15 protein-coding genes are annotated in these 18,182 nt (G+C 71.9%); 4 read left to right on the forward strand and 11 right to left on the reverse strand.

Annotated features, from left to right (window positions below; all coding sequences use genetic code 11):
• Positions 1-32: 32 nt before the first annotated feature.
• The 7 genes from QM788_RS01530 to QM788_RS01560 form a co-directional block, all read right to left on the reverse strand.
• Entirely contained in the window at positions 33-887 is an 855-nt protein-coding gene (locus QM788_RS01530; protein WP_415659714.1) for an alpha/beta fold hydrolase, read from the reverse strand.
• Between the two features lie 62 nt (positions 888-949).
• Positions 950-4,378 (reverse strand): DUF2126 domain-containing protein, encoded by a 3,429-nt coding sequence (locus QM788_RS01535; RefSeq protein WP_415659715.1) that lies wholly within the window; start codon positions 4,376-4,378, stop codon positions 950-952.
• Between the two features lie 23 nt (positions 4,379-4,401).
• Positions 4,402-5,337, reverse strand: coding sequence for an alpha-E domain-containing protein (locus QM788_RS01540; protein WP_415659716.1), 936 nt, complete (start codon positions 5,335-5,337; stop codon positions 4,402-4,404).
• Positions 5,327-5,485, reverse strand: a complete 159-nt coding sequence (locus QM788_RS01545; protein WP_415659717.1) for an alpha-E domain-containing protein — start codon at positions 5,483-5,485, stop codon at positions 5,327-5,329. The genes QM788_RS01540 and QM788_RS01545 overlap by 11 nt, the downstream gene beginning before the upstream one ends.
• A 13-nt stretch (positions 5,486-5,498) precedes the next feature.
• Positions 5,499-6,932 (reverse strand): circularly permuted type 2 ATP-grasp protein, encoded by a 1,434-nt coding sequence (locus QM788_RS01550; RefSeq protein ID WP_415659718.1) that lies wholly within the window; start codon positions 6,930-6,932, stop codon positions 5,499-5,501.
• Positions 6,933-7,089: 157 nt separating this feature from the next.
• Positions 7,090-9,099 (reverse strand): TonB-dependent receptor, encoded by a 2,010-nt coding sequence (locus QM788_RS01555; RefSeq protein WP_415659719.1) that lies wholly within the window; start codon positions 9,097-9,099, stop codon positions 7,090-7,092.
• Positions 9,100-9,169: 70 nt separating this feature from the next.
• Positions 9,170-9,481 carry a hypothetical protein gene (locus QM788_RS01560; RefSeq protein WP_415659720.1) on the reverse strand — a complete coding sequence of 104 codons (312 nt, stop codon included), beginning with the start codon at positions 9,479-9,481 and terminating at the stop codon, positions 9,170-9,172.
• Between the two features lie 50 nt (positions 9,482-9,531).
• Between QM788_RS01560 and QM788_RS01565 the strand changes: the two genes are divergently transcribed.
• Both QM788_RS01565 and QM788_RS01570 read left to right on the forward strand, forming a co-directional pair.
• Positions 9,532-10,719, forward strand: coding sequence for a M20 aminoacylase family protein (locus tag QM788_RS01565; RefSeq protein ID WP_415659721.1), 1,188 nt, complete (start codon positions 9,532-9,534; stop codon positions 10,717-10,719).
• On the forward strand, positions 10,716-11,258 hold the full coding sequence (locus QM788_RS01570; RefSeq protein ID WP_415659722.1) for a DUF1415 domain-containing protein: 543 nt from the start codon (positions 10,716-10,718) through the stop codon (positions 11,256-11,258). The genes QM788_RS01565 and QM788_RS01570 overlap by 4 nt, the downstream gene beginning before the upstream one ends.
• On the opposite strand, the gene QM788_RS01575 is transcribed toward QM788_RS01570, so the two are convergent.
• Complete coding sequence (locus tag QM788_RS01575; RefSeq protein ID WP_415659723.1) at positions 11,259-11,627, reverse strand: hypothetical protein; 369 nt, start codon at positions 11,625-11,627, stop codon at positions 11,259-11,261.
• 115 nt (positions 11,628-11,742) lie between these two features.
• Between QM788_RS01575 and QM788_RS01580 the strand changes: the two genes are divergently transcribed.
• Complete coding sequence (locus QM788_RS01580; RefSeq protein WP_415659724.1) at positions 11,743-13,266, forward strand: choice-of-anchor I family protein; 1,524 nt, start codon at positions 11,743-11,745, stop codon at positions 13,264-13,266.
• A gap of 23 nt (positions 13,267-13,289) precedes the next feature.
• Here the strand turns inward: QM788_RS01580 and ccsB are convergent, their stop codons facing one another.
• From ccsB to QM788_RS01595, 3 genes are all read right to left on the reverse strand, one after another.
• Complete coding sequence (gene ccsB / locus QM788_RS01585) at positions 13,290-14,639, reverse strand: c-type cytochrome biogenesis protein CcsB (protein ID WP_415659725.1); 1,350 nt, start codon at positions 14,637-14,639, stop codon at positions 13,290-13,292.
• Positions 14,636-16,714 carry a cytochrome c biogenesis protein ResB gene (locus QM788_RS01590; protein WP_415659726.1) on the reverse strand — a complete coding sequence of 693 codons (2,079 nt, stop codon included), beginning with the start codon at positions 16,712-16,714 and terminating at the stop codon, positions 14,636-14,638. The genes ccsB and QM788_RS01590 overlap by 4 nt, the downstream gene beginning before the upstream one ends.
• A 74-nt stretch (positions 16,715-16,788) precedes the next feature.
• Positions 16,789-17,406 carry a c-type cytochrome gene (locus QM788_RS01595; RefSeq protein ID WP_415659727.1) on the reverse strand — a complete coding sequence of 206 codons (618 nt, stop codon included), beginning with the start codon at positions 17,404-17,406 and terminating at the stop codon, positions 16,789-16,791.
• Positions 17,407-17,483: 77 nt separating this feature from the next.
• On the opposite strand from QM788_RS01595, the gene yihA reads away from it, so the two are divergent.
• The gene (gene yihA, locus QM788_RS01600) at positions 17,484-18,176 is read left to right on the forward strand and encodes a ribosome biogenesis GTP-binding protein YihA/YsxC (RefSeq protein WP_415659728.1); all 693 of its coding nucleotides are present in this window, start codon (positions 17,484-17,486) and stop codon (positions 18,174-18,176) included.
• The last annotated feature ends 6 nt before the right edge of the window (positions 18,177-18,182 follow it).

Genomic DNA, 18,182 nt, shown 5'->3' on the forward strand with positions numbered 1-18,182 from the left:
GCGGAGCCGGGATTTTGCCGCCGCCACCCGGCTCACGGACGCGCCGGCTGCAGAAAGGCCCGCAGCACGCGCTCGGTCGCGTCGGGCGCGTCGCGCCACGGCCCGTGGCCGGTGCCGGCGAAGCGCTCGAACCGCACCCGCGCCGCCGGCAGCGCGGCGACGATCTCCTCGGCGTCCTCCGGCGGCGTGACGGGGTCCTGCTCGCCGGCCATGACCAGCACCGGGCAGGCCACGCCGGCCAGACCGGGGCGCAGGTCCATGCCGGGCAGTTCGGTGCGGGTGTGGTCGAACAGGATCTCGGGGCTGAACAGCGCCCAGCCGGCCGCGTCGGCGGGCTTGGGCGTGGTGTTGTAGAGGTGGCGGCAGTGCTGTTCGTAGGTGGCCCAGGTCGCCGGGCCGGGCTGCTCCCAGAACGCGCGCGCGGCGGCCGCGGCCTCCGGCCCGCCGAGGCGGCCGAAGTGGTGGACCTTGCGCGCCAGCCCGAAATGGTGCGAGGTGCTGGACAGCACGGCCCGGCCCGGGTGCGCCGGATGCCGCGCCAGGTAGCGCTGCACGACGAAGCCGCCGAAGCTCTGGCCCAGCACGACCGGCTTGACCAGCCCCAGCGCGTCGCACAGCCGCACGATGTCGTCGGCGAACACGTCCAGGCGCATCTCGTCCAGCGGCCGCGGGTCGCTGCGGCCGTGGCCGCGCAGGTCGAAGTAGACGACCTGGCAGAGGTCCGCGAAGCGGCTGAAGAAGGGCCGGAAGCCGGTGTGGTCGAACCCCGGGCCGCCGTGGACGAGCACGAGCGCGGGCTTCTCGCGCAGCACCGGGCCCTCGGGAGCGAGGCCCAGGCCCTCGATGTCGACGAAGAGGCGGATGCCGGGCTGGATTTCGATGCGCATGGCCGTTGGCGGTGGGGGCGGTCACGCTAGCGTACGACACCGCCCCGGGCGGCCGCGCGGCCTCACCCCGGCTTGCGCAGGTCCAGCGTGAACGGGAACTCCAGGCTGCGCCGCGGCTCGCCCACGTCGACGCGGCCCGGCGTGTGGCCGAGCACGAAGAAGCGCGCCAGCCGCCGGCTCTCGGCCTCGTAGGCGTTGACCGGCAGCGTCGCGTAGTTGCGCCCGCCCGGGTGGGCGACGAAGTAGCGGCAGCCGCCCAGGCTCTTGTGCTGCCAGGTGTCCACCAGGTCCACCGTCAGCGGCGCGTGGATGCCGATCGTCGGGTGCAGCGCCGACGGCGGTAGCCACGCGCGGTAGCGCACGCCGCAGACGTACTCGCCGACGCGGCCGGTGGGCTGCAGCGGCAGCGGCTGGCCGTTGACGGTGATGCGGTGGCGCGGGTCGACGAGGCCGCTCACATGCACTTCCAGCCGCTCCAGCGAGGCGTCCACGTAGCGCACCGTGCCGCCGGCCGTGCCTTCCTCGCCCATCACATGCCAGGGCTCCAGCGCGCCGCGCAGCGTCACGTGCACGCCGCGCGACGCGAATTCGCCGACCTTCGGGAAGCGGAACTCGAAGTGCGGCGCGAACCAGGCCGGGTCCAGCGCGTAGCCGGCCTCGGCCATGTCCTGCATGACGTCGGTGAAATCCTCGTGCACGAAGTGCGGCAGCAGCCAGCGGTCGTGCAGCTCGGTGCCCCAGCGCACCAGCGGCGCGCGGTAGGGCCGGCGCCAGAAGCGGGCGATCAGCGCGCGCAACAGCAGCTGCTGCACGATGCTCATGCGCGCATGCGGCGGCATCTCGAAGGCGCGCAGCTCCAGCAGGCCGAGGCGCCCGGTCGGGGCGTCCGGCGAGTAGAGCTTGTCGATGCAGAACTCGCTGCGGTGGGTGTTGCCGGTCACGTCCACCAGCACGTTGCGCAGCGTCCGGTCGATCAGCCAGGGCGGCGCGTCGTCCTCCAGCCGGTGGATCTCGCCGAGCGCGATCTCCAGCTCGCGCAGCTGGTCGTTGCGCGCCTCGTCCACGCGCGGCGCCTGGCTGGTCGGGCCGATGAACAGGCCGCTGAACAGGTAGCTCAGCGACGGGTGGTTGTGCCAGTAGGCCAGCAGCGACGCGAGCAGCGAGGGCCGGCGCAGGAAGGGCGAGTCGGCGGGCGTCGCGCCGCCGAGCACGAAGTGGTTGCCGCCGCCGGTGCCGCTGTGGCGGCCGTCCATCATGAACTTCTCGCTGGACAGCCGCGTGAGCCGCGCGGCCTCGTACAGGAACTCGGTGTGCTGGACCAGCTCGCCCCAGTCGTGCGCCGGATGGATGTTGACCTCGATGACGCCCGGGTCGGGCGTCACGGCCAGCAGCTTCAGCCGCGGGTCGCGCGGCGGCGGGTAGCCCTCGAGCACGATCTTGTAGCCGGTGTCCTCGCAGGCGGCCTCGACGGCGGCCAGCAACTCCAGGTAGTGCTCCAGCCGCTCCAGCGGCGGCATGAAGACGTAGAGCACGCCGCTGGCCTGCCCCTGGTTCTCCGCCGCCGGGCCGTTGGCGCGGCGCGGGTCGCGGGCCTCGACGCACAGCGCGGTGCGGGTGATCCAGTGCGCGCTCTCGAAGCGCAGCGGCGCCGTGGGGTCGGCCGAGGCCTGCCACGGCGAGTCGCCGGGCGCGAAGCCGGCGCCGGCCGGCGCGCCGCCGTCGCGCCGCAGCCCGGGCGTCGGGCCGGCGGACGTGACACCCTGCGTCTGCAGGCGCAACGCCGCCGCGGCCGGCAGCGCGCCGCGCGGGGCGAAGGGATCCTGCTCGATCAGGTAGGGGTAGTCGCCGCGGCTGACCCAGGGCAGCGAATCCAGCGGCAGCCGCCAGCCCATCGGCGAGTCGCCGGGGAAGAGGTAGAGCCGTTCGTCGCGCAGGTGCCAGGGCCCGGTCTGCCAGCGCGGGCCGGCCAGCGCCGGATCGCCGCCGGCGTGGCGGATCGGCAGCACGTAGCCGACCACGTGCGACAGGCCCTGTTCGAACACGCGGCGCAGCCGCGCGCGCTCCAGCTCGTCGTCCAGCCGCGCGTCGAAGGGATCGACGTTGACCGGCAGGCGGCGCTCGCGCCACAGGTAGTACCAGGTGTCTTCGTAGCCCGGCCGCACATGGGTGTCGGGCAGGCCGAGCCGCTTCGTCAGCGCGGCCATGAAGGTCCGGGCGTGCTCGCTGGTGTAGGCATGGCCCTCGCGTTCGTCGGCGAACCAGTCCGGGTTGCGCCAGCAGGGCTGGCCGTCGGCGCGCCAGCAGATGGACAGCGCCCAGCGCGGCAGCTGCTCGCCGGGGTACCACTTGCCCTGGCCGAAGTGCAAGAAGCCGCCCTGGCCGTACTCGTCGCGCAGCCGGTGCGTGAGCTGCTGGGCGTAGAGGCGCTTGGTGGGGCCGAGCGCCTCGGTGTTCCATTCCGGCGCGTCGCGGTCCTCGACGGCGACGAAGGTGGGCTCGCCGCCCATGGTCAGCCGCACGTCGCCGGCCTGCAGGTCGCGGTCCACCTGTTCGCCCAGGCGCAGCACGTCGGCCCATTGCGCGTCGGTGTAGGGCCGGGTGACGCGCGGCGACTCGTAGATGCGCGTGACGCTCATCTCGTGGCCGAACTCGACCTCGCACTTGTCCACGCCGCCGCTGATGGGCGCGGCGCTGCCGGGCGTGGGCGTCGCGGCCAGCGGGATGTGGCCCTCGCCGGCCAGCAGGCCGGAGGTGGGGTCCAGGCCGATCCAGCCGGCGCCGGGCAGGTAGATCTCGCACCAGGCGTGCAGGTCGGTGAAGTCCACCTCGGTGCCGCTGGGGCCGTCCAGCGCCTTCTCGTCGGGCGCGAGCTGGATCAGGTAGCCCGACACGAAGCGCGCCGCCAGGCCCAGGTGGCGGGCCAGCTGCACCAGCAGCCAGCCGGAGTCGCGGCAGGAGCCGGAGCCCTTCTCCAGCGTTTCCTCCGGCGTCTGCACGCCGGGCTCCAGGCGGATCAGGTAGGAGACGCTGTTCTGCACGCGCTGGTTCAGGTCCACCAGGAAGTCGATGGTGGCGCGCTCGTCGCGCGGGATGTCGGCGAGATAGGCGGCCAGCCGCGGCGTCAGCGGCTCCACCTGCAGGTAGGGCGCCAGCTCGATCTGCTGCGCCTCGTCGTAGGCGAACGGGACGGTCTGCGCGTGCGGCTCCAGGAAGAAGTCGAACGGGTTGTAGACCGCCATCTCGGCGACCAGGTCCACCGTGACGGTGAACCCGGTCGTCTTCTCCGGGAACACCAGCCGCGCCAGGTAGTTGGCGAACGGGTCCTGCTGCCAGTTGATGAAGTGGTTCTCGGGCTCGATGCGCAGCGAGTAGCTCAGCACCGGCGTGCGGCAGTGCGGCGCCGGGCGCAGGCGCACGACCTGCGGGCCGAGGTTGACCGGGCGGTCGTAGCGGTAGCGGGTGACGTGCTTGAGGGCGACGTGGATGGCCATGTCAGTTCCTGGTCCGGGGGTGTTCAGGCAAGGAAATCCTTGGAGATCGCGCCTCCGAGGTCGGCCACGTCGGCCAGGAAACCGTCGAGGAAGGGGTGCAGGCCGGTGGCCAGGATCTCGTCGATGCGGCCATAGGCGAGCGCGGCCTCCAGCCGGCCGGCGCGGCGCAGCGTCTCGGCCGACTGCGGGTTGGCCACGCGCTTCAGGTTGGCCAGCATGCGCGTCATGCAGTGCGACAGCGAGCGCGGCATGTCGGGCCGCAGGATCAGCAGCTCGGCCACCTTGTCGGGCTGGATGACGTTGCTGTAGACCTTGCGGTAGATCTCGAAGCCCGACACCGAGCGCAGCACGGCGGACCAGTAGTAGAAGTCGCGCGCCGCGTCGGGCCCGCCCTGGGACTGCTCCTGGCGGTAGAACTTGACGTCCAGCAGCCGCGCCGTGTTGTCGGCCCGCTCCAGGAAGGAGCCGATGCGGATGAAGTGGAAGGCCTCGTCCTGCAGCATGGTGCCGACGGTCACGCCGCGCGACAGGTGGCTGCGGTACTTGACCCACTCGAACAGCGCCGACGGGTCGCGCGCGAGCGCCCCTTCGCGCAGCAGGCGGCGGAACTCCAGCCAGGTCTGGTTCATCGTTTCCCAGACCTCGGTCGTCAGCGAGCCGCGCACCGCGCGCGCGTTCTCGCGCGCGGCGCGCAGGCAGTTGAAGATGGACGAGAGGTTGTTCTCGTCGGCCACCATGAACTCCATGACGCTGCGGCCGTCGATCGCCGGGTATCTGGCGCCGTACAGGCCGTTCAGCTCGGAGATGGACAGCAGGCTGCGCCAGGTCTGCGCCGACGCGTCGGCCGACTGCGGCTGCAGCGAGGTCTGGTAGGCGATGTCCAGCATGCGGGCGGTGTTTTCGGCCCGCTCGATGTAGCGGCTCAGCCAAAACAGGTGGTCAGCGGTCCTAGACAGCATGCTTCGACTCCCGTTCGTTGGCCGAAAACCCCGGGCGCGCCGTCGCGCGCGGCGGTGTTTTGGCTTCGCCACGAGCGCTGCGCGCTCGACCCGCCCGCTCGATGCAGCGGCTCAGCCAGAAAAGGTGGTCAGCGGTTCTAGAAAGCATCTCGTGGTCTCCCTCAGTCTTCCAGCACCCAGGTGTCCTTGGTGCCGCCGCCCTGGCTGCTGTTGACCACCAGCGAGCCCTCCTTCAGCGCGACGCGGGTCAGCCCGCCCGGCACCATGCGCACCGACGCGCCCGACAGCACGAAGGGCCGCAGGTCGATGTGGCGGGGCGCGATGCCGTTCTCGACGAAGGTCGGGCAGGTGGACAGCGACAGCGTCGGCTGCGCGATGTAGTTGCCCGGGTTGGCGAGCAGCTGCGCGCGGAAGGCCTCGATCTCGGCCTGGCTGGCCGCCGGCCCGACCAGCATGCCGTAGCCGCCGGCGCCGTGCACCTCCTTCACCACCAGCTCGGCCAGGTGCGCCAGCACATAGGCCAGGTCGTCCTTCTCGCGGCAGACGTAGGTGGGCACGTTCTGCAGGATGGGCTTCTCGCCGAGGTAGAACTCGATCATCTTCGGCACGTAGGGGTAGATGGACTTGTCGTCCGCGATGCCCGTGCCGATGGCGTTGGACAGCGTCACCTTGCCGGCCTTGTAGGCCTCCACCAGCCCGGCGCAGCCGAGCTGCGAGTCGGCGCGGAAGACCTGCGGGTCGAGGAAGTCGTCGTCGATGCGGCGGTAGATCACGTCCACGCGCTTCGGGCCGCGCGTCGTGCGCATGTAGACGAAGCCGCCATCGACGAACAGGTCCTGCCCCTCGACCAGTTCCACGCCCATCTGCTGCGCGAGGAAGGCGTGCTCGAAGTAGGCCGAGTTGTACATGCCCGGCGTCATGACGACGACGGTCGGGTCGGCCACGCCCGAGGGCGCCACGCTGCGCAGCGTGTCCAGCAGCAGGTCGGGGTAGTGCGCCACCGGCGCGATGCGGTGGCTGGCGAACAGCTCGGGGAAGAGCCGCATCGACATCTTGCGGTTCTCCAGCATGTAGCTCACGCCGCTGGGCACGCGCAGGTTGTCCTCCAGCACGTAGTAATCGCCGCTGCCGTCGGCGTTGCCGGCGCGCACGATGTCGACGCCGGCGATGTGGCTGTACACGCCGCCCGGCACGTCCACGCCCATCATCTCCTTGCGGAACTGCGCGTTGTTCAGGATCTCGTCGGCCGGCACGATGCCGGCCTTCAGGATCTCCTGGCCGTGGTAGACGTCATGGATGAAGCGGTTCAGCGCCGTCACGCGCTGCGCCAGGCCGGCCTGCATGGACGTCCATTCGGCCGCCGGGATGACCCGCGGGATCAGGTCGAAGGGGATCAGCCGCTCCGTGCCCTCCCCGGAATCCTTGTCGCCGTAGACGGCGAAGGTGATGCCCACGCGGCGGAAGATCAGCTCCGCCTGGGCGCGCCGCTCGCGCATCAGCGACTCGGGCTGCCCGGCCAGCCAGCGGGCGTAGGACTCGTAATGCGCACGGGTGCCGGAGCCCGTGGCGTTCATCTCGTCAAAAGCGGTCTGCATCGTTGCTCCTCGTCTCAGCCACCGCAGCAAGTTCCGCGCCTGACCATGGCGGCGGTTCTGGTGCGCGGCGGCACTGTCGGGGTGCAGGATGCCCGATGGCCGTGCGGCCAGGCACCGGATTTACACCGGCCACCCGGGCGCACGGCGCCGGCCGGGGTCAGAAGCGGACCTGCAGCCCGGTGCTGGCCGAGCGCCCCGGCTGCGGCGCCAGGCCGCGGATGGTGGGCACCGCGGTCGCGTTCCAGGCCAGCTTGTTGCCGAGGTTGTCCAGCTTCAGGAACCACAGCGCATCGGCGCCGCCCCAGCGCAGCTGCCGCGCCAGCGACAGGCGCACGGTGCCGTAGCCCGGCGTCGGCGTGTCGAACTCGGCGACGCGCGTCTGCCGCGCCGCGCCGCGCCATTCCAGCCGGCCCGACCAGTCGCCGTGGCGCGCCTCCAGCCCCAGCATCGCGCGCAGCGGCGCCAGGCGCGGCAGCGGCTCGCCGGTCCGCGTGTTCTCGCCGCGCACCGCATCCAGCTGGCCCAGCAGCGCGACGGCCGGGAGGGCCTGCCAGCGGCCCTCCAGCTCCACGCCGCGCAGCCGCGCCGGCACGGCCTGGAAGGCGTAGACGGGCACCTCCGCGCCCTCGTCGTCCGCCATCTCGCCGGTGGCCTGCAGCGCGATGTAGTTGGAGAAGCGCGTCTCGTACACGTTGAGGTGGGCGTGGCTCTGCGCGCCCTCCCACTTCAGGCCCAGGTCCGCGCCGCGCGAGCGCTCCAGGCCCAGCGCGGCGTCGCCGCGCTCGTAGGCGGCGCTGGCCACGTGCAGGCCGTCGGCGAACAGCTCGTAGTAGGCCGGCGCACGTTCGGTGCGGTTGAGGTTGGCGCTCAGGCTCCAGGCGCCGCCGAGCGGCAGCACGCCGCTGAGCGCGAGGCTGGTGGGCGTGAAGCGGCGCTCCAGCGCCGGGCCGAAGCGCTCGCCGCCGTCGGAGCCCACGCGCACCCGCTCGCTGCGCGCGCCGGCCGACCAGTCCACGCCGCCCAGCCGCGCCTGCTCCAGCAGGAACACGCCGGTGTTGCGGGTGCGGGTGTTCGGCACGAAGGCCTCCTCGCCCAGCGCCGAGAAGTCCAGCGACTCGATCTGCACGCCCACCAGGCCCTTCACCGCGCCCCAGGGCGTGGCGACCGGCGCGTGCTCCAGCTCCAGCCGTCCGTCCGTGCCGCGGCTCTTGAAGGTGGTGCCGACCTCGTCGCCCTCCATCTCCACGTGCTCGTAGCGGTTGCGGCTGAGCTGCCAGGCGACGCGGCGCACCGGGCCGTCGGCCGTGGCCCACTCGCCCGCCGTGGCCAGGCGCTGGCGCTGCATGCGGATGGTCACGTCGGCCTCGGCGGTGGTGCCGTAGTCGGTGTGGAAGTCGTCCACCGACACGCCGGCAAAGCCGCCCTGGAAGAACACCGAGCCGCCCAGCGCGCCGCCGTGGCTCTTGGCGGCCGAGTTGCGCACCGTCGTGCGCGACTCGCTGCCGTCGTCCGTGGGGCTGTCGAAGCGCGGCGTGCGCTGGTCGCCGGCATCGCGGCCGGCCAGGTCCAGGTGCCAGCCGAGGCCCGCGCCCGCGTGGCCGCTGCCGCCGTCCAGCACGACGGCGCCGCTCTTGTCGCGGCTGGCGCCGCCCAGGCGCAGCTCGGCCGCGCCGCTCAGGCCGTCGATCAGCGTGCGCGGGATGCGGTTGTCCAGCGTGTTGACGACGCCGCCGACCGCGTTGCCGCCGTACAGCAGCGCCGCGGCGCCGCGCAGCACCTCGACCTTGTCGATGACCAGCGGGTCGATGGCCACGCCGTGGTCGAAGCTGAGGTTGGACGCATCCACCGACGCGCCCGAGTTGTTCAGGATGCGTACCCGGTCGCCGTCCAGCCCGCGGATGACGGGCCGGCTGGCGTTGGGGCCGAAGTGGGTGGTGGCGACGCCGGGCAGGCCCTGCAGCGTGTCGCCGAGGTTGGCGGTGCGGGTCAGCACCAGCTCGTCGCCGGACAGCGAGTCGCTGGGCTGGGCCAGCACCTGGCTTTTGAGCGGGTTGCCGGTGACGACGACCTTGTCGAGTGATTCGGTGGCGGCGGGAGCGGCCAGGGCGGCCGCGGCGGACAGGGACAGGACGGCGGCCGCGAGCGGCGCCAGGGCGAAGGAGCGCATGAGGGGACTTCCACGAGAAAACGCAAACACCCGCGCCCCGGGAACGCCGGGCGCGGGCAGGCTGGAGGTTTCAGGCGGAAACGGGCGGCGCGCGGGCCGGCGGCAGGCCCGGGCGGGCGGCGCGCGGCGCCGGGCACCGGGCGGCCGGCGGCGCGGCGTGGCTGGCCGCCACCGCGACCGGGCCGCGTGCCTCGGCGGCGGGCGCCCCGGCGTCGAGGTGGGCTGCGGCCAGGCACAGGTCGCAATGGACCAGGTGGGCGATGCCGTCGCCCTGCCGCTCGTCGAGGTGCGACAGCGCATGCACCCCCGCCATCGCCTGGGCGACGGGCAGGATGAGCGCCAGCCAAAGCAGCCAGCGGCGGGAGATGCGGCCAAGATTCACGGCCGCGATCCTAAACTCGGCGCGTCACAGCGCCCTGAAGTCATGCCGCCATGAAGCTCATCGATGCCATCCTCGCCGACGCGCCCGAGATCACCGCGATCCGCCGCGACCTGCACAAGCACCCCGAACTCTGCTTCCAGGAGGAGCGCACCGCCGACGTCATCGCCGCGGCGCTGACCGGCTGGGGCATCCCCGTCCACCGCGGCCTGGGCAAGACCGGCGTCGTCGGCATCGTCCGGAACGGCACGTCGGCGCGCGCCGTCGGCCTGCGCGCCGACATCGACGCGCTGCCGATGACCGAGCGCAACCAGTTCCCGCACGCCAGCAGCCACCTGGGCCGCATGCACGCCTGCGGCCACGACGGCCACACCGCGATGCTGCTGGCCGCGGCCAAGCACCTGGCGACCCACCGCCGCTTCGACGGCACGGTCTACCTCGTCTTCCAGCCCGCCGAGGAGGGCGGCGGCGGTGCGCGCGAGATGATCCGCGACGGCCTGTTCGAGAAGTTCCCGATGGAGGCCATGTTCGGCGCCCACAACTGGCCGGGCCTGAAGGCGGGCCAGTTCGCGCTCAAGACCGGGCCGGTGTTCGCGTCCAGCAACGAGTTCCGCATCACGCTCAAGGGCAAGGGCTGCCATGCGGCGATGCCGCACCTCGGCATCGACCCGGTGCCGGCCGCCTGCCAGCTCGTCACGGCCTTCCAGACCATCGTCAGCCGCAACAAGCGGCCCATCGACCCGGGCGTGATCTCGGTGACGATGCTCCAGGCCGGCGAGGCCACCAACGTCGTGCCCGACTCGGTCGAACTGCAGGGCACGGTGCGCACCTTCACGCTGGAGCTGCTGGACCTGATCGAGCGGCGCATGAAGGCGATGACCGAGCAGCTGGCCGCCGCCTTCGAGCTGACGGCCGAGTTCGAGTTCCACCGCAACTACCCGCCGACGATCAACCACCCCGCCGAGACCGAGTTCGTGCGCCGCGTGCTGACGGACATGGCCGGGCCGGAGAACGTGCAGGAGTTCGAGCCGACCATGGGCGCCGAGGACTTCAGCTACTACCTGCTCGACAAGCCCGGCTGCTATTTCCTGATCGGCAACGGCGACGGCGAGCACCGCATCGGCGGCCACGGCTTCGGCCCCTGCACGCTGCACAACCCGAGCTACGACTTCAACGACGAGCTGATCCCGCTGGGCGGCTCGATGTGGGTGCGTCTCGCCGAAGCCTGGCTGAACGCATGAACCACGAACAAGTCATCGCCGACACCCGCGACTGGGTCGTCAAGGCCGTCATCGGCCTGAACCTGTGCCCGTTCGCGAAGGCGGTGCACGTCAACGAGCGCATCCGCTACGTCGTCAGCGACGCGGCCGACCCCGAGGCGCTGCTGAAGGACCTGGCCCGCGAGCTGCTGGCGCTGAACCGCGCCGACCCGGACGAGGTGGACACGACGCTGCTGATCCACCCCGGCGTGCTGGCCGACTTCCTGGACTTCAACGACTTCCTCGACGCGGCCGACGCGCTGGTCGAGGAACTCAAGCTCGACGGCGTCCTGCAGATCGCCGACTTCCACCCCGGCTACCAGTTCGACGGCAGTGCGCCCGACGACATCGCCAACTACAGCAACCGCTCGCCCTACCCGACGCTGCACCTGCTGCGCGAGGAGAGCATCACGCGCGCGGTCGAGGCCATGCCGGACACGGCGGCGATCTACGAGCACAACCTCGACACGCTGGCCCGGCTGGGCCTTGCGGGCTGGCGCCAGCTGGGGCTGAAGGGCTAGCTACTCCTTCACCCAGGACAGCGCGCCGCCGCCCCGCTTCGGCGCGCTCGCCCGCGTGCGCAGCACCGCGTCGAAGCCGCTCTTGCCGCCGTTCCAGACCGCCGTCAGCAGCCCCACCACGTCCTCCTGCGTGTAGGCGCCCAGGTCGGGGCGGAACTGCCTGATGGCCGCGGCCAGCATGTCGCGCGGCAGCTCCTGGTGGGTGGCCAGCACCGTCAGCATCGCCGCATGCAGGTCGGGCCAGGCGGCGCACAGCAGCTGGATGCGCCGCAGCGCCTCCGCGGGCGCGCAGCGGTGGCCCGGCCGCAGCCAGTCCAGCGGGTCGGCTGCGGCCGCTGCCTCGTCCGCGTGTCGCGGGCCTTCGTCCATCGCTGTGTCCTCCCGGGGCCTGCTGCCGACGCCGGCCATCCTAGCCCCCGCGCCGTCACGCGGCTGTCACGGCGGCTGGCGAGCATGCGCGCTTTGACCCCCCCTGCTGCCGCCCATGAAGCCCACCCGACTGATCCCGGCCCTGGCCGCCACCCTCGCACTGAGCACCCCCGCCGCCCACGCCGGCCTGCTGGACGGCGCCGGCGCTGCCTGGAACACCGCCCATGCCGGCATGCCCGCCGGCTTCCTGTCCGAGATCGTCGCGTTCGACGCGGTGACGAAGACGCTGTGGGTCTCGGGCGTGACGGGCGTGGACGTGCTGGACGCCCGCACCGGCGCCTCGCTCGGCTTCATCGACACCGCCAGCTGGGGCAGCATCAACAGCGTGGCCATCCACAACGGCATCGCCGCCTTCGCCATCGAGGCCGGCGACCGCGCGCTGCCCGGCGTCGTGCAGCTGTACGACACCGGCAGCCGCAGCCTGCTGGCCGGCACCAGCACCATCACGGTGGGCTCGCTGCCCGACATGCTGACCTTCACGCCCGACGGCAGCCGGCTGCTGGTGGCCAACGAAGGCACGCCCAATGCCGGCGACTACGGCAAGCGCATCGGCAGCGGCACGCCGCGCCGCTACGGCAGCAGTGCCAAGGACCCGGTGGGCAGCGTCAGCATCATCGACGTGGCCAGCCGCTCGGTCGTCAGCACGGCCACGCTGGCCGGCGTGGCGCAGACGGGCACCCACATCCGCACCCACACCGGCATGGACTTCGAGCCCGAGTACATCGCCGTCGACCCGGCCGGCACGCAGGCCTACGTGAGCCTGCAGGAAGCCAACGCCATGGGCGTGCTGGACCTGCAGAGCGGCCAGTTCACGAAGGTGGTCGGCCTGGGCGCCAAGGACTTCTCGCAGCCCGGCAACGCCATCGACACCAATAACGACGGCAAGATCGACTTCCAGCGCGTGGCCGCCAAGGGCCTGTACATGCCCGACGGCATGGCCAGCTTCACCCACGGCGGCAAGACCTACGTGGCGATGGCCAACGAGGGCGATTTCCGCGAGGACGATGCCGACCGCTCGGCCGCCAGCAGCCTGGGCGCCACCGGCGACCTGGCGCCGCTGCGGGTGTCCAACACCGACTCGTCCGCGGGCGACCTGTACGCGGCCGGCGCGCGCTCGTTCTCCATCCGCGACACCGACGGCAACATCGTCTACGACAGCGGCAACATCCTGGACGTGCAGGCCGCCGCGATGGGCCTGTACAACGACGGCCGCAGCCGCGACAAGGGCGTGGAGCCCGAAGGCATCGAGCTGATGGAGATCGGCGGCCAGACCTTCGCCTTCGTCGGCCTGGAGCGCACGACGACCGGCGCCGTCGCGGTGTTCGAGATCGATGCCGACGACCCGGGCAACACCCGCTTCGTGCGCATGCTGACGCTGGACGGCCAGGTCGCCCCCGAGGGCCTGAAGGGCTTCACGATGGACGGCATGCACTACCTGGCCGTGTCCGCCGAGGGCGCCGACGGCGTGGGTGCCGGCACGACGCTGTTCGCGCTGGCCCCGGTGCCGGAGCCGGGCACCTGGGCGATGCTGCTGGCCGGCCTGGGCCTGGTCGGCTGGGGCGCGCGCCGCCGCGGCTGACGGGCTCTGCGGCCCGCCGGGCGTCACAGCGTCCCGTAGCTGTGCAGGCCCGACAGGAACATGTTGACGCCCAGGAAGGCGAAGGTCGTCACCAGCAGGCCCACCAGCGCCCACCAGGCCGACACGGTGCCGCGCAGGCCCTTCATCAGCCGCATGTGCAGCCAGGCGGCGTAGTTCAGCCAGACGATCAGCGCCCAGGTCTCCTTCGGGTCCCAGCTCCAGTAGCCGCCCCAGGCCTCGGCGGCCCAGAAGGCGCCCAGGATGGTGGCGATGGTGAAGAACGCGAAGCCCAGCGCGATGGCCTTGTACATCAGGTCGTCGAGCTGGGGCAGGGCGGGCAGGCGGGCGGTCAGCCGCGGGCGCAGCGCCACGGCCAGCGCGAGGAAGGCGGCCACGCCGCCGATCTTGCGCGCCCAGCCGTCCATGCCGGCGATGGTGGCGGCGTCCAGCGCCGCGCCGGCGCGCACCGCCAGGATCAGCGCGACCAGGGCCAGCGGCAGGCCCACCAGGCCGATCCACAGCGAGCGCGTGGCGGCGGTCTTCAGCAGGTAGGCCAGCGCCACCATCGCGGCCAGCGCGAACGCGCCGTAGCCGACGAAGTTGGCCGGCACGTGGATCTTCATCCACCAGCTCTGCAGCGCGGGCACCAGCGGCTGGATCTCCTGCGCCTCGCGCGCCACCGTGTACCAGAGCAGGAAGGCCACCGCGCCGCTGACGACCAGCATCACGTAGGCGCCCAGCGAGCGCGTGGCGAAGCGCTCCTCGTAATAGAGATGGAACAGCGTCGTCATCCAGCAGAACAGCACGAACACCTCGTAGAGGTTGCTGACGGGGATGTGGCCGATGTCGGGGCCGATCTGGTGGCTCTCGTACCAGCGCACCAGCGTGCCCACCAGCGCCATCAGCACGCCGGCCCAGGCGAGCTTGGAGCCGGCCACCTCGGCCACGCTGTCGCGGCCCGCGCCGGTGAAGAAGCCGCCCCAGTAGAACAGCGTGCTCATGAAGAACAGCAGGCTCATCCACAGGATGGCGCTCTGGCTGGACAGCAAGTACTTGAGCCAGAAGGTCTGCTCGCCCGCGGCGAGGTCGGCGCCGAAGCCGTCGCCGTGCTGCGCGTACAGCGCGATGGCCAGCAGCGTGGCCGCGCCGGCCGCGACGCTGAGCAGGCGCAGCGGCCGCCAGAACCAGCCCAGCGCGACCAGCGCGGGCATCGCGCACAGCAGGATGCCCTGCTCGTAGCCGTCCATGCTGGCGTGGTAGCGGGCGAAGGCATAGCCGCCGCCCAGCAGCACGAGCGCGGCGAAGGCCCAGTCCAGGGTGCTGCGGCGCTGCAGCGCGTGGCGGCGCGGCAGGTCGAAGGTGGTGGTGTTCATGCGGGCTCCTTCAGGATCGCGGCCCTGAGCTGGGCGAACAGCGTCGCGTTGTCGGGCGATTCTCGGGTGCTGGACAGGGCCATGCGCACCTGCGCGGCACCGGGCCGCCCGGCCGGCGTGATCCACACCCACAGCCGCCGCTCCTTCACGTAGAGCATCGCGAAGACGCCGACGATGAGCAGCAGCGCGCCGAGGTAGACCAGCTTCTGCCCCGGCGCGCGCGCGACCTGGAAGACGCTGGCCTGCACCTGGTCGAAGCTCTCCAGCTGCAGCAGCATCGGCGCGGGGTAGTACAGGCTGTCGGACAGCGACAGCACCGCCTGCGTCATGAAGGCCTGGGTGTCGGCGCTGGGCGCGGCGGGCGGGAGCCGGGCGCGCTCGCGGGCCAGCTGGTACAGCTCGAACAGGCTGCCGTTGAGGATGCGCAGCAGCACCTCGGAGACGCGCGGCCGCTCGCCCTCCGGCACGTCGCGCTCGATGAACTGCGACAGCGCGGGCAGGCCGCCCCGGGCCTCGTCGCCGGGCTTGGCGGCGGCGCCGGAGAAGAGGCTGAGGGCGCGCTGGGCCGTCATCTGCAGCTGCGGCGTCAGCCGGGGCTGGCCGGCCGGCGTGGCGGCGACGGCGTAGCTGCGCGCGGCGGCCTCGCGCAGCGCCGGGTCGGCCAGCGCATGGCGCAGCAGCAGCCAGCCGTCCAGCGAGCCGTCGGCATCGGCCGGCAGGCGCAGGTAGCGGAAGTTCTCGGCCGGCGACTCGCGCACGCCGGCCAGGAACAGCCGGTGGCCGTCCAGCGTCACCGGCAGCATGTAGTTGTTGTACTCGCGGGCCTGGCCAGCGGCGTCGCGCAGTTTGTAGCTGAAGCTGGGGCCGACGTTGTGCAGCGCCTTGGCCGCATCGCCCTTGGCGCCGCTGCCCAGGTGCTTGCCCAGGCGCTCGCCGAGGTCCACCTTGCGCACGTCCGCGCCGCTGGCGCTGGCGCCGTCCGCCAGGTTCTCGACGTTGATGACGCGCAGGCCGTCCAGCTCCAGTGTCTGCCCGCCGAACGGTTGCCGGGTGCCGACGCGGCCCTCGATGGCCTGCGCCGGGCCGGGGCGGTCCAGCGGCACGGCCTTCAGCCGCAGCAGGCTGCCGCCGTCCTCGAAGCTGCTCTGGAAGATCGCCACGCCGCGGTGGATCACGGGCTCGTTGACCTTGACCGTGGCCTCGCGCCGCGTGCCGCCGTCGTGGATGACGATGTCGCTGGCGAAGCTCTTGGGCATGCCGGTGGGGTAGTACTCGACGCTGAACTTCTTCAGCGCGATGTCGAACGGCAGGTCCTGCAGCACCACGCCGTCGGGCAGGCTGAGCACGGCGATGCCCTGGCGCTGGTTCTCGGCGACGGAGACGTTGCCGCGGTAGCTCGGGTTGGCGCTGCTCAGGCGGTGCTCGGGGCGGATGTCGGCCACGAAGCCCGAGCCGGTGTAGAGCTGCTTGCCCTGCAGCCACATCGCCAGCTTGACCATCGCGTTGCCGTCCAGCACGCCGCCCACCAGGATGAGCACGATGGCCGAATGCGCGGCGATGTAGCCGATCTTGTTGGCCGCGCCGCGCCGCGCCGCGACCATGGTGCCGTGCTCGCGCTGCTGCACGCGAGCCTTCCAGCCCAGCGCGGTCAGCGTGGCGCCGATCTCGGCCAGCGCCATTTCCGGGTTGCTGGGCAGCTCGCCAATGGCCTTGTGGTGGTGGGCCTGCAGCGACTGCTCGCGCACGCCCTCCTTGTAGCTCTTCAGGTCCGCGACGATCTTGGGCGTGTTGCGAGCGATGCACAGGCTGGTGGAGACGACCAGGAAGGCCAGGATGACCAGGAACCACGGCGCGCTGTAGACCGTGTACAGCCCCAGCCTGGCGAACACCTCGGCCCAGAACGGGCCGAACTGGTTGATGTAGTTGCCCATGGGCTCGCCCTGGCGCAGCACGGTGCCGATGACCGAGGCGATGCAGATCACGCTCAGCAGCGCGATGGCGAAGCGCATGGACGCGAGCAGGTCCAGCAGCTCGCGGGCGGCCGAGGGGCGGCGGGGGGCGGGGGAGGGCGGCATCGGCGGCGGGGCGGGGCCAAGAAAAAAGGCCGGTGGGCGGCACCGGCCTTCGTTGGTCCAGGCGTGCGCGAATGTCAGCGCAGGCCGGCGATGTAGTCCGACACGGCCTTGATTTCCTTGTCGTTCATCTTGGCGGCCACGGCCGTCATCGGCGCCGAGTTGGTGCGTGCGCCGCTGCGGAAGGCGACCATCTGCGCCTCGACGTAGTCGCCGTGCTGGCCGCCCAGGCGCGGGTACTGCGCCGGGATGCCCGCGCCGGTCGGGCTGTGACAGCCCGCGCAGGCCGGGATGTTGCGCTCGGCGATGCCGCCGCGGTAGATCTTCTCGCCCAGCGCGACGGTGTCCTTGTTCTTGGCGAAGCCGGGCTTGGCCGTCTTGGACGCATAGAACGCCGCGACGTTGCGCATGTCCTCCTCGCTCAGCGCGGCGACCATGCCGCTCATGACGGCGTTCTTGCGCTTGCCGTCCTTGAACTCGGCCAGCTGCTTGGCCAGGTACTCGGGATGCTGGCCGGCGATGATGGGGTTGGCCGGGCTGCCGCGCGAGCCGTCGGCGGTGTGGCAGGCGGCGCACACCTGCGTGGAGATGGTGCCGCCCTTGGCGAGGTCGGGCTTGGCCGGCGCCGCCGGCTGGCTCGCATGAGCCGTGCCGGCCAGCAACACACTCGACAGGAAGAAGGCAGCAGTCTTCATGGATGGATGGGTCTCAAAGGGCCAAAGGGCGCAACTGCGGAATTTTACAATGCCCCATCACAGCGTCCGACCCGTCCATGACCAACGAAATCCCTGATGCAGCGCCCGGCGAGCCGGTCACCGAGAAGCTCGCGCTGGCCTGGACGCACACCGCGCGCTTCCTGACCACCGCCAGCCAGCTCGTCCACCTGCCCGCCACCGAGCTGCCGGAGATCGCCTTCGTCGGCCGCTCCAACGCCGGCAAGTCCACCGCGATCAACACGCTGGCGCAGCAGAAGCGCCTGGCGTTCGCGTCCAAGACGCCCGGCCGCACGCAGCACATCAACCTGTTCGAGCTCGGCCCGCGGGAGGCGCCCGACGCGCTGTTCGCCGACCTGCCGGGCTATGGCTACGCGGCGGTGAACAAGTCCGCCAAGCTGCGCTGGCAGAAGGTGATGGCCGACTACCTGGCCGTGCGCCGCAGCCTGTCGGGCGTGGTGCTGATGGTGGATTCGCGCCTGGGCCTGACCGACCTGGACCGGCAGCTGCTGGAGTTCGTCGCCGCGCGCGTGGCCACCGGCGAGATCCGGCTGCTGGTGCTGCTGACCAAGGCCGACAAGCTCAACCGCAAGGAGGCCGACGCGGCGCTGCGCGCCACCGGCGAGTTCCTGGCCGGCATGGCGACCGAGAACGCCGACGTGTCGGTGACGCTGTTCTCGGCGCTGAAGAAGCAGGGCGTCGGCGACGTGGCCCTGGCGCTGCACGCCTGGGCGCATCCCGCTGCGGCGTAGCGCGGG

It is taken from the genome of Roseateles sp. (assembly GCF_047654785.1).
Taxonomy (GTDB): Bacteria; Pseudomonadota; Gammaproteobacteria; order Burkholderiales; family Burkholderiaceae_C; genus Pelomonas.

Excerpts from the sequence above, each read along its gene's own strand:
- QM788_RS01575 (WP_415659723.1), bottom strand. The coding sequence starts at position 11,627 with ATGGACGAAGGCCCGCGACACGCGGACGAGGCAGCGGCCGCAGCCGAC.
- QM788_RS01590 (WP_415659726.1), bottom strand. The coding sequence starts at position 16,714 with ATGCCGCCCTCCCCCGCCCCCCGCCGCCCCTCGGCCGCCCGCGAGCTG.
- yihA (WP_415659728.1), top strand. The coding sequence starts at position 17,484 with ATGACCAACGAAATCCCTGATGCAGCGCCCGGCGAGCCGGTCACCGAG.
- QM788_RS01580 (WP_415659724.1), top strand. The coding sequence starts at position 11,743 with ATGAAGCCCACCCGACTGATCCCGGCCCTGGCCGCCACCCTCGCACTG.
- QM788_RS01555 (WP_415659719.1), bottom strand. The coding sequence starts at position 9,099 with ATGCGCTCCTTCGCCCTGGCGCCGCTCGCGGCCGCCGTCCTGTCCCTG.
- QM788_RS01545 (WP_415659717.1), bottom strand. The coding sequence starts at position 5,485 with ATGCTTTCTAGAACCGCTGACCACCTTTTCTGGCTGAGCCGCTGCATC.
- QM788_RS01530 (WP_415659714.1), bottom strand. The coding sequence starts at position 887 with ATGCGCATCGAAATCCAGCCCGGCATCCGCCTCTTCGTCGACATCGAG.
- QM788_RS01540 (WP_415659716.1), bottom strand. The coding sequence starts at position 5,337 with ATGCTGTCTAGGACCGCTGACCACCTGTTTTGGCTGAGCCGCTACATC.
- QM788_RS01550 (WP_415659718.1), bottom strand. The coding sequence starts at position 6,932 with ATGCAGACCGCTTTTGACGAGATGAACGCCACGGGCTCCGGCACCCGT.
- QM788_RS01535 (WP_415659715.1), bottom strand. The coding sequence starts at position 4,378 with ATGGCCATCCACGTCGCCCTCAAGCACGTCACCCGCTACCGCTACGAC.
- QM788_RS01565 (WP_415659721.1), top strand. The coding sequence starts at position 9,532 with ATGAAGCTCATCGATGCCATCCTCGCCGACGCGCCCGAGATCACCGCG.
- QM788_RS01570 (WP_415659722.1), top strand. The coding sequence starts at position 10,716 with ATGAACCACGAACAAGTCATCGCCGACACCCGCGACTGGGTCGTCAAG.
- QM788_RS01595 (WP_415659727.1), bottom strand. The coding sequence starts at position 17,406 with ATGAAGACTGCTGCCTTCTTCCTGTCGAGTGTGTTGCTGGCCGGCACG.
- ccsB (WP_415659725.1), bottom strand. The coding sequence starts at position 14,639 with ATGAACACCACCACCTTCGACCTGCCGCGCCGCCACGCGCTGCAGCGC.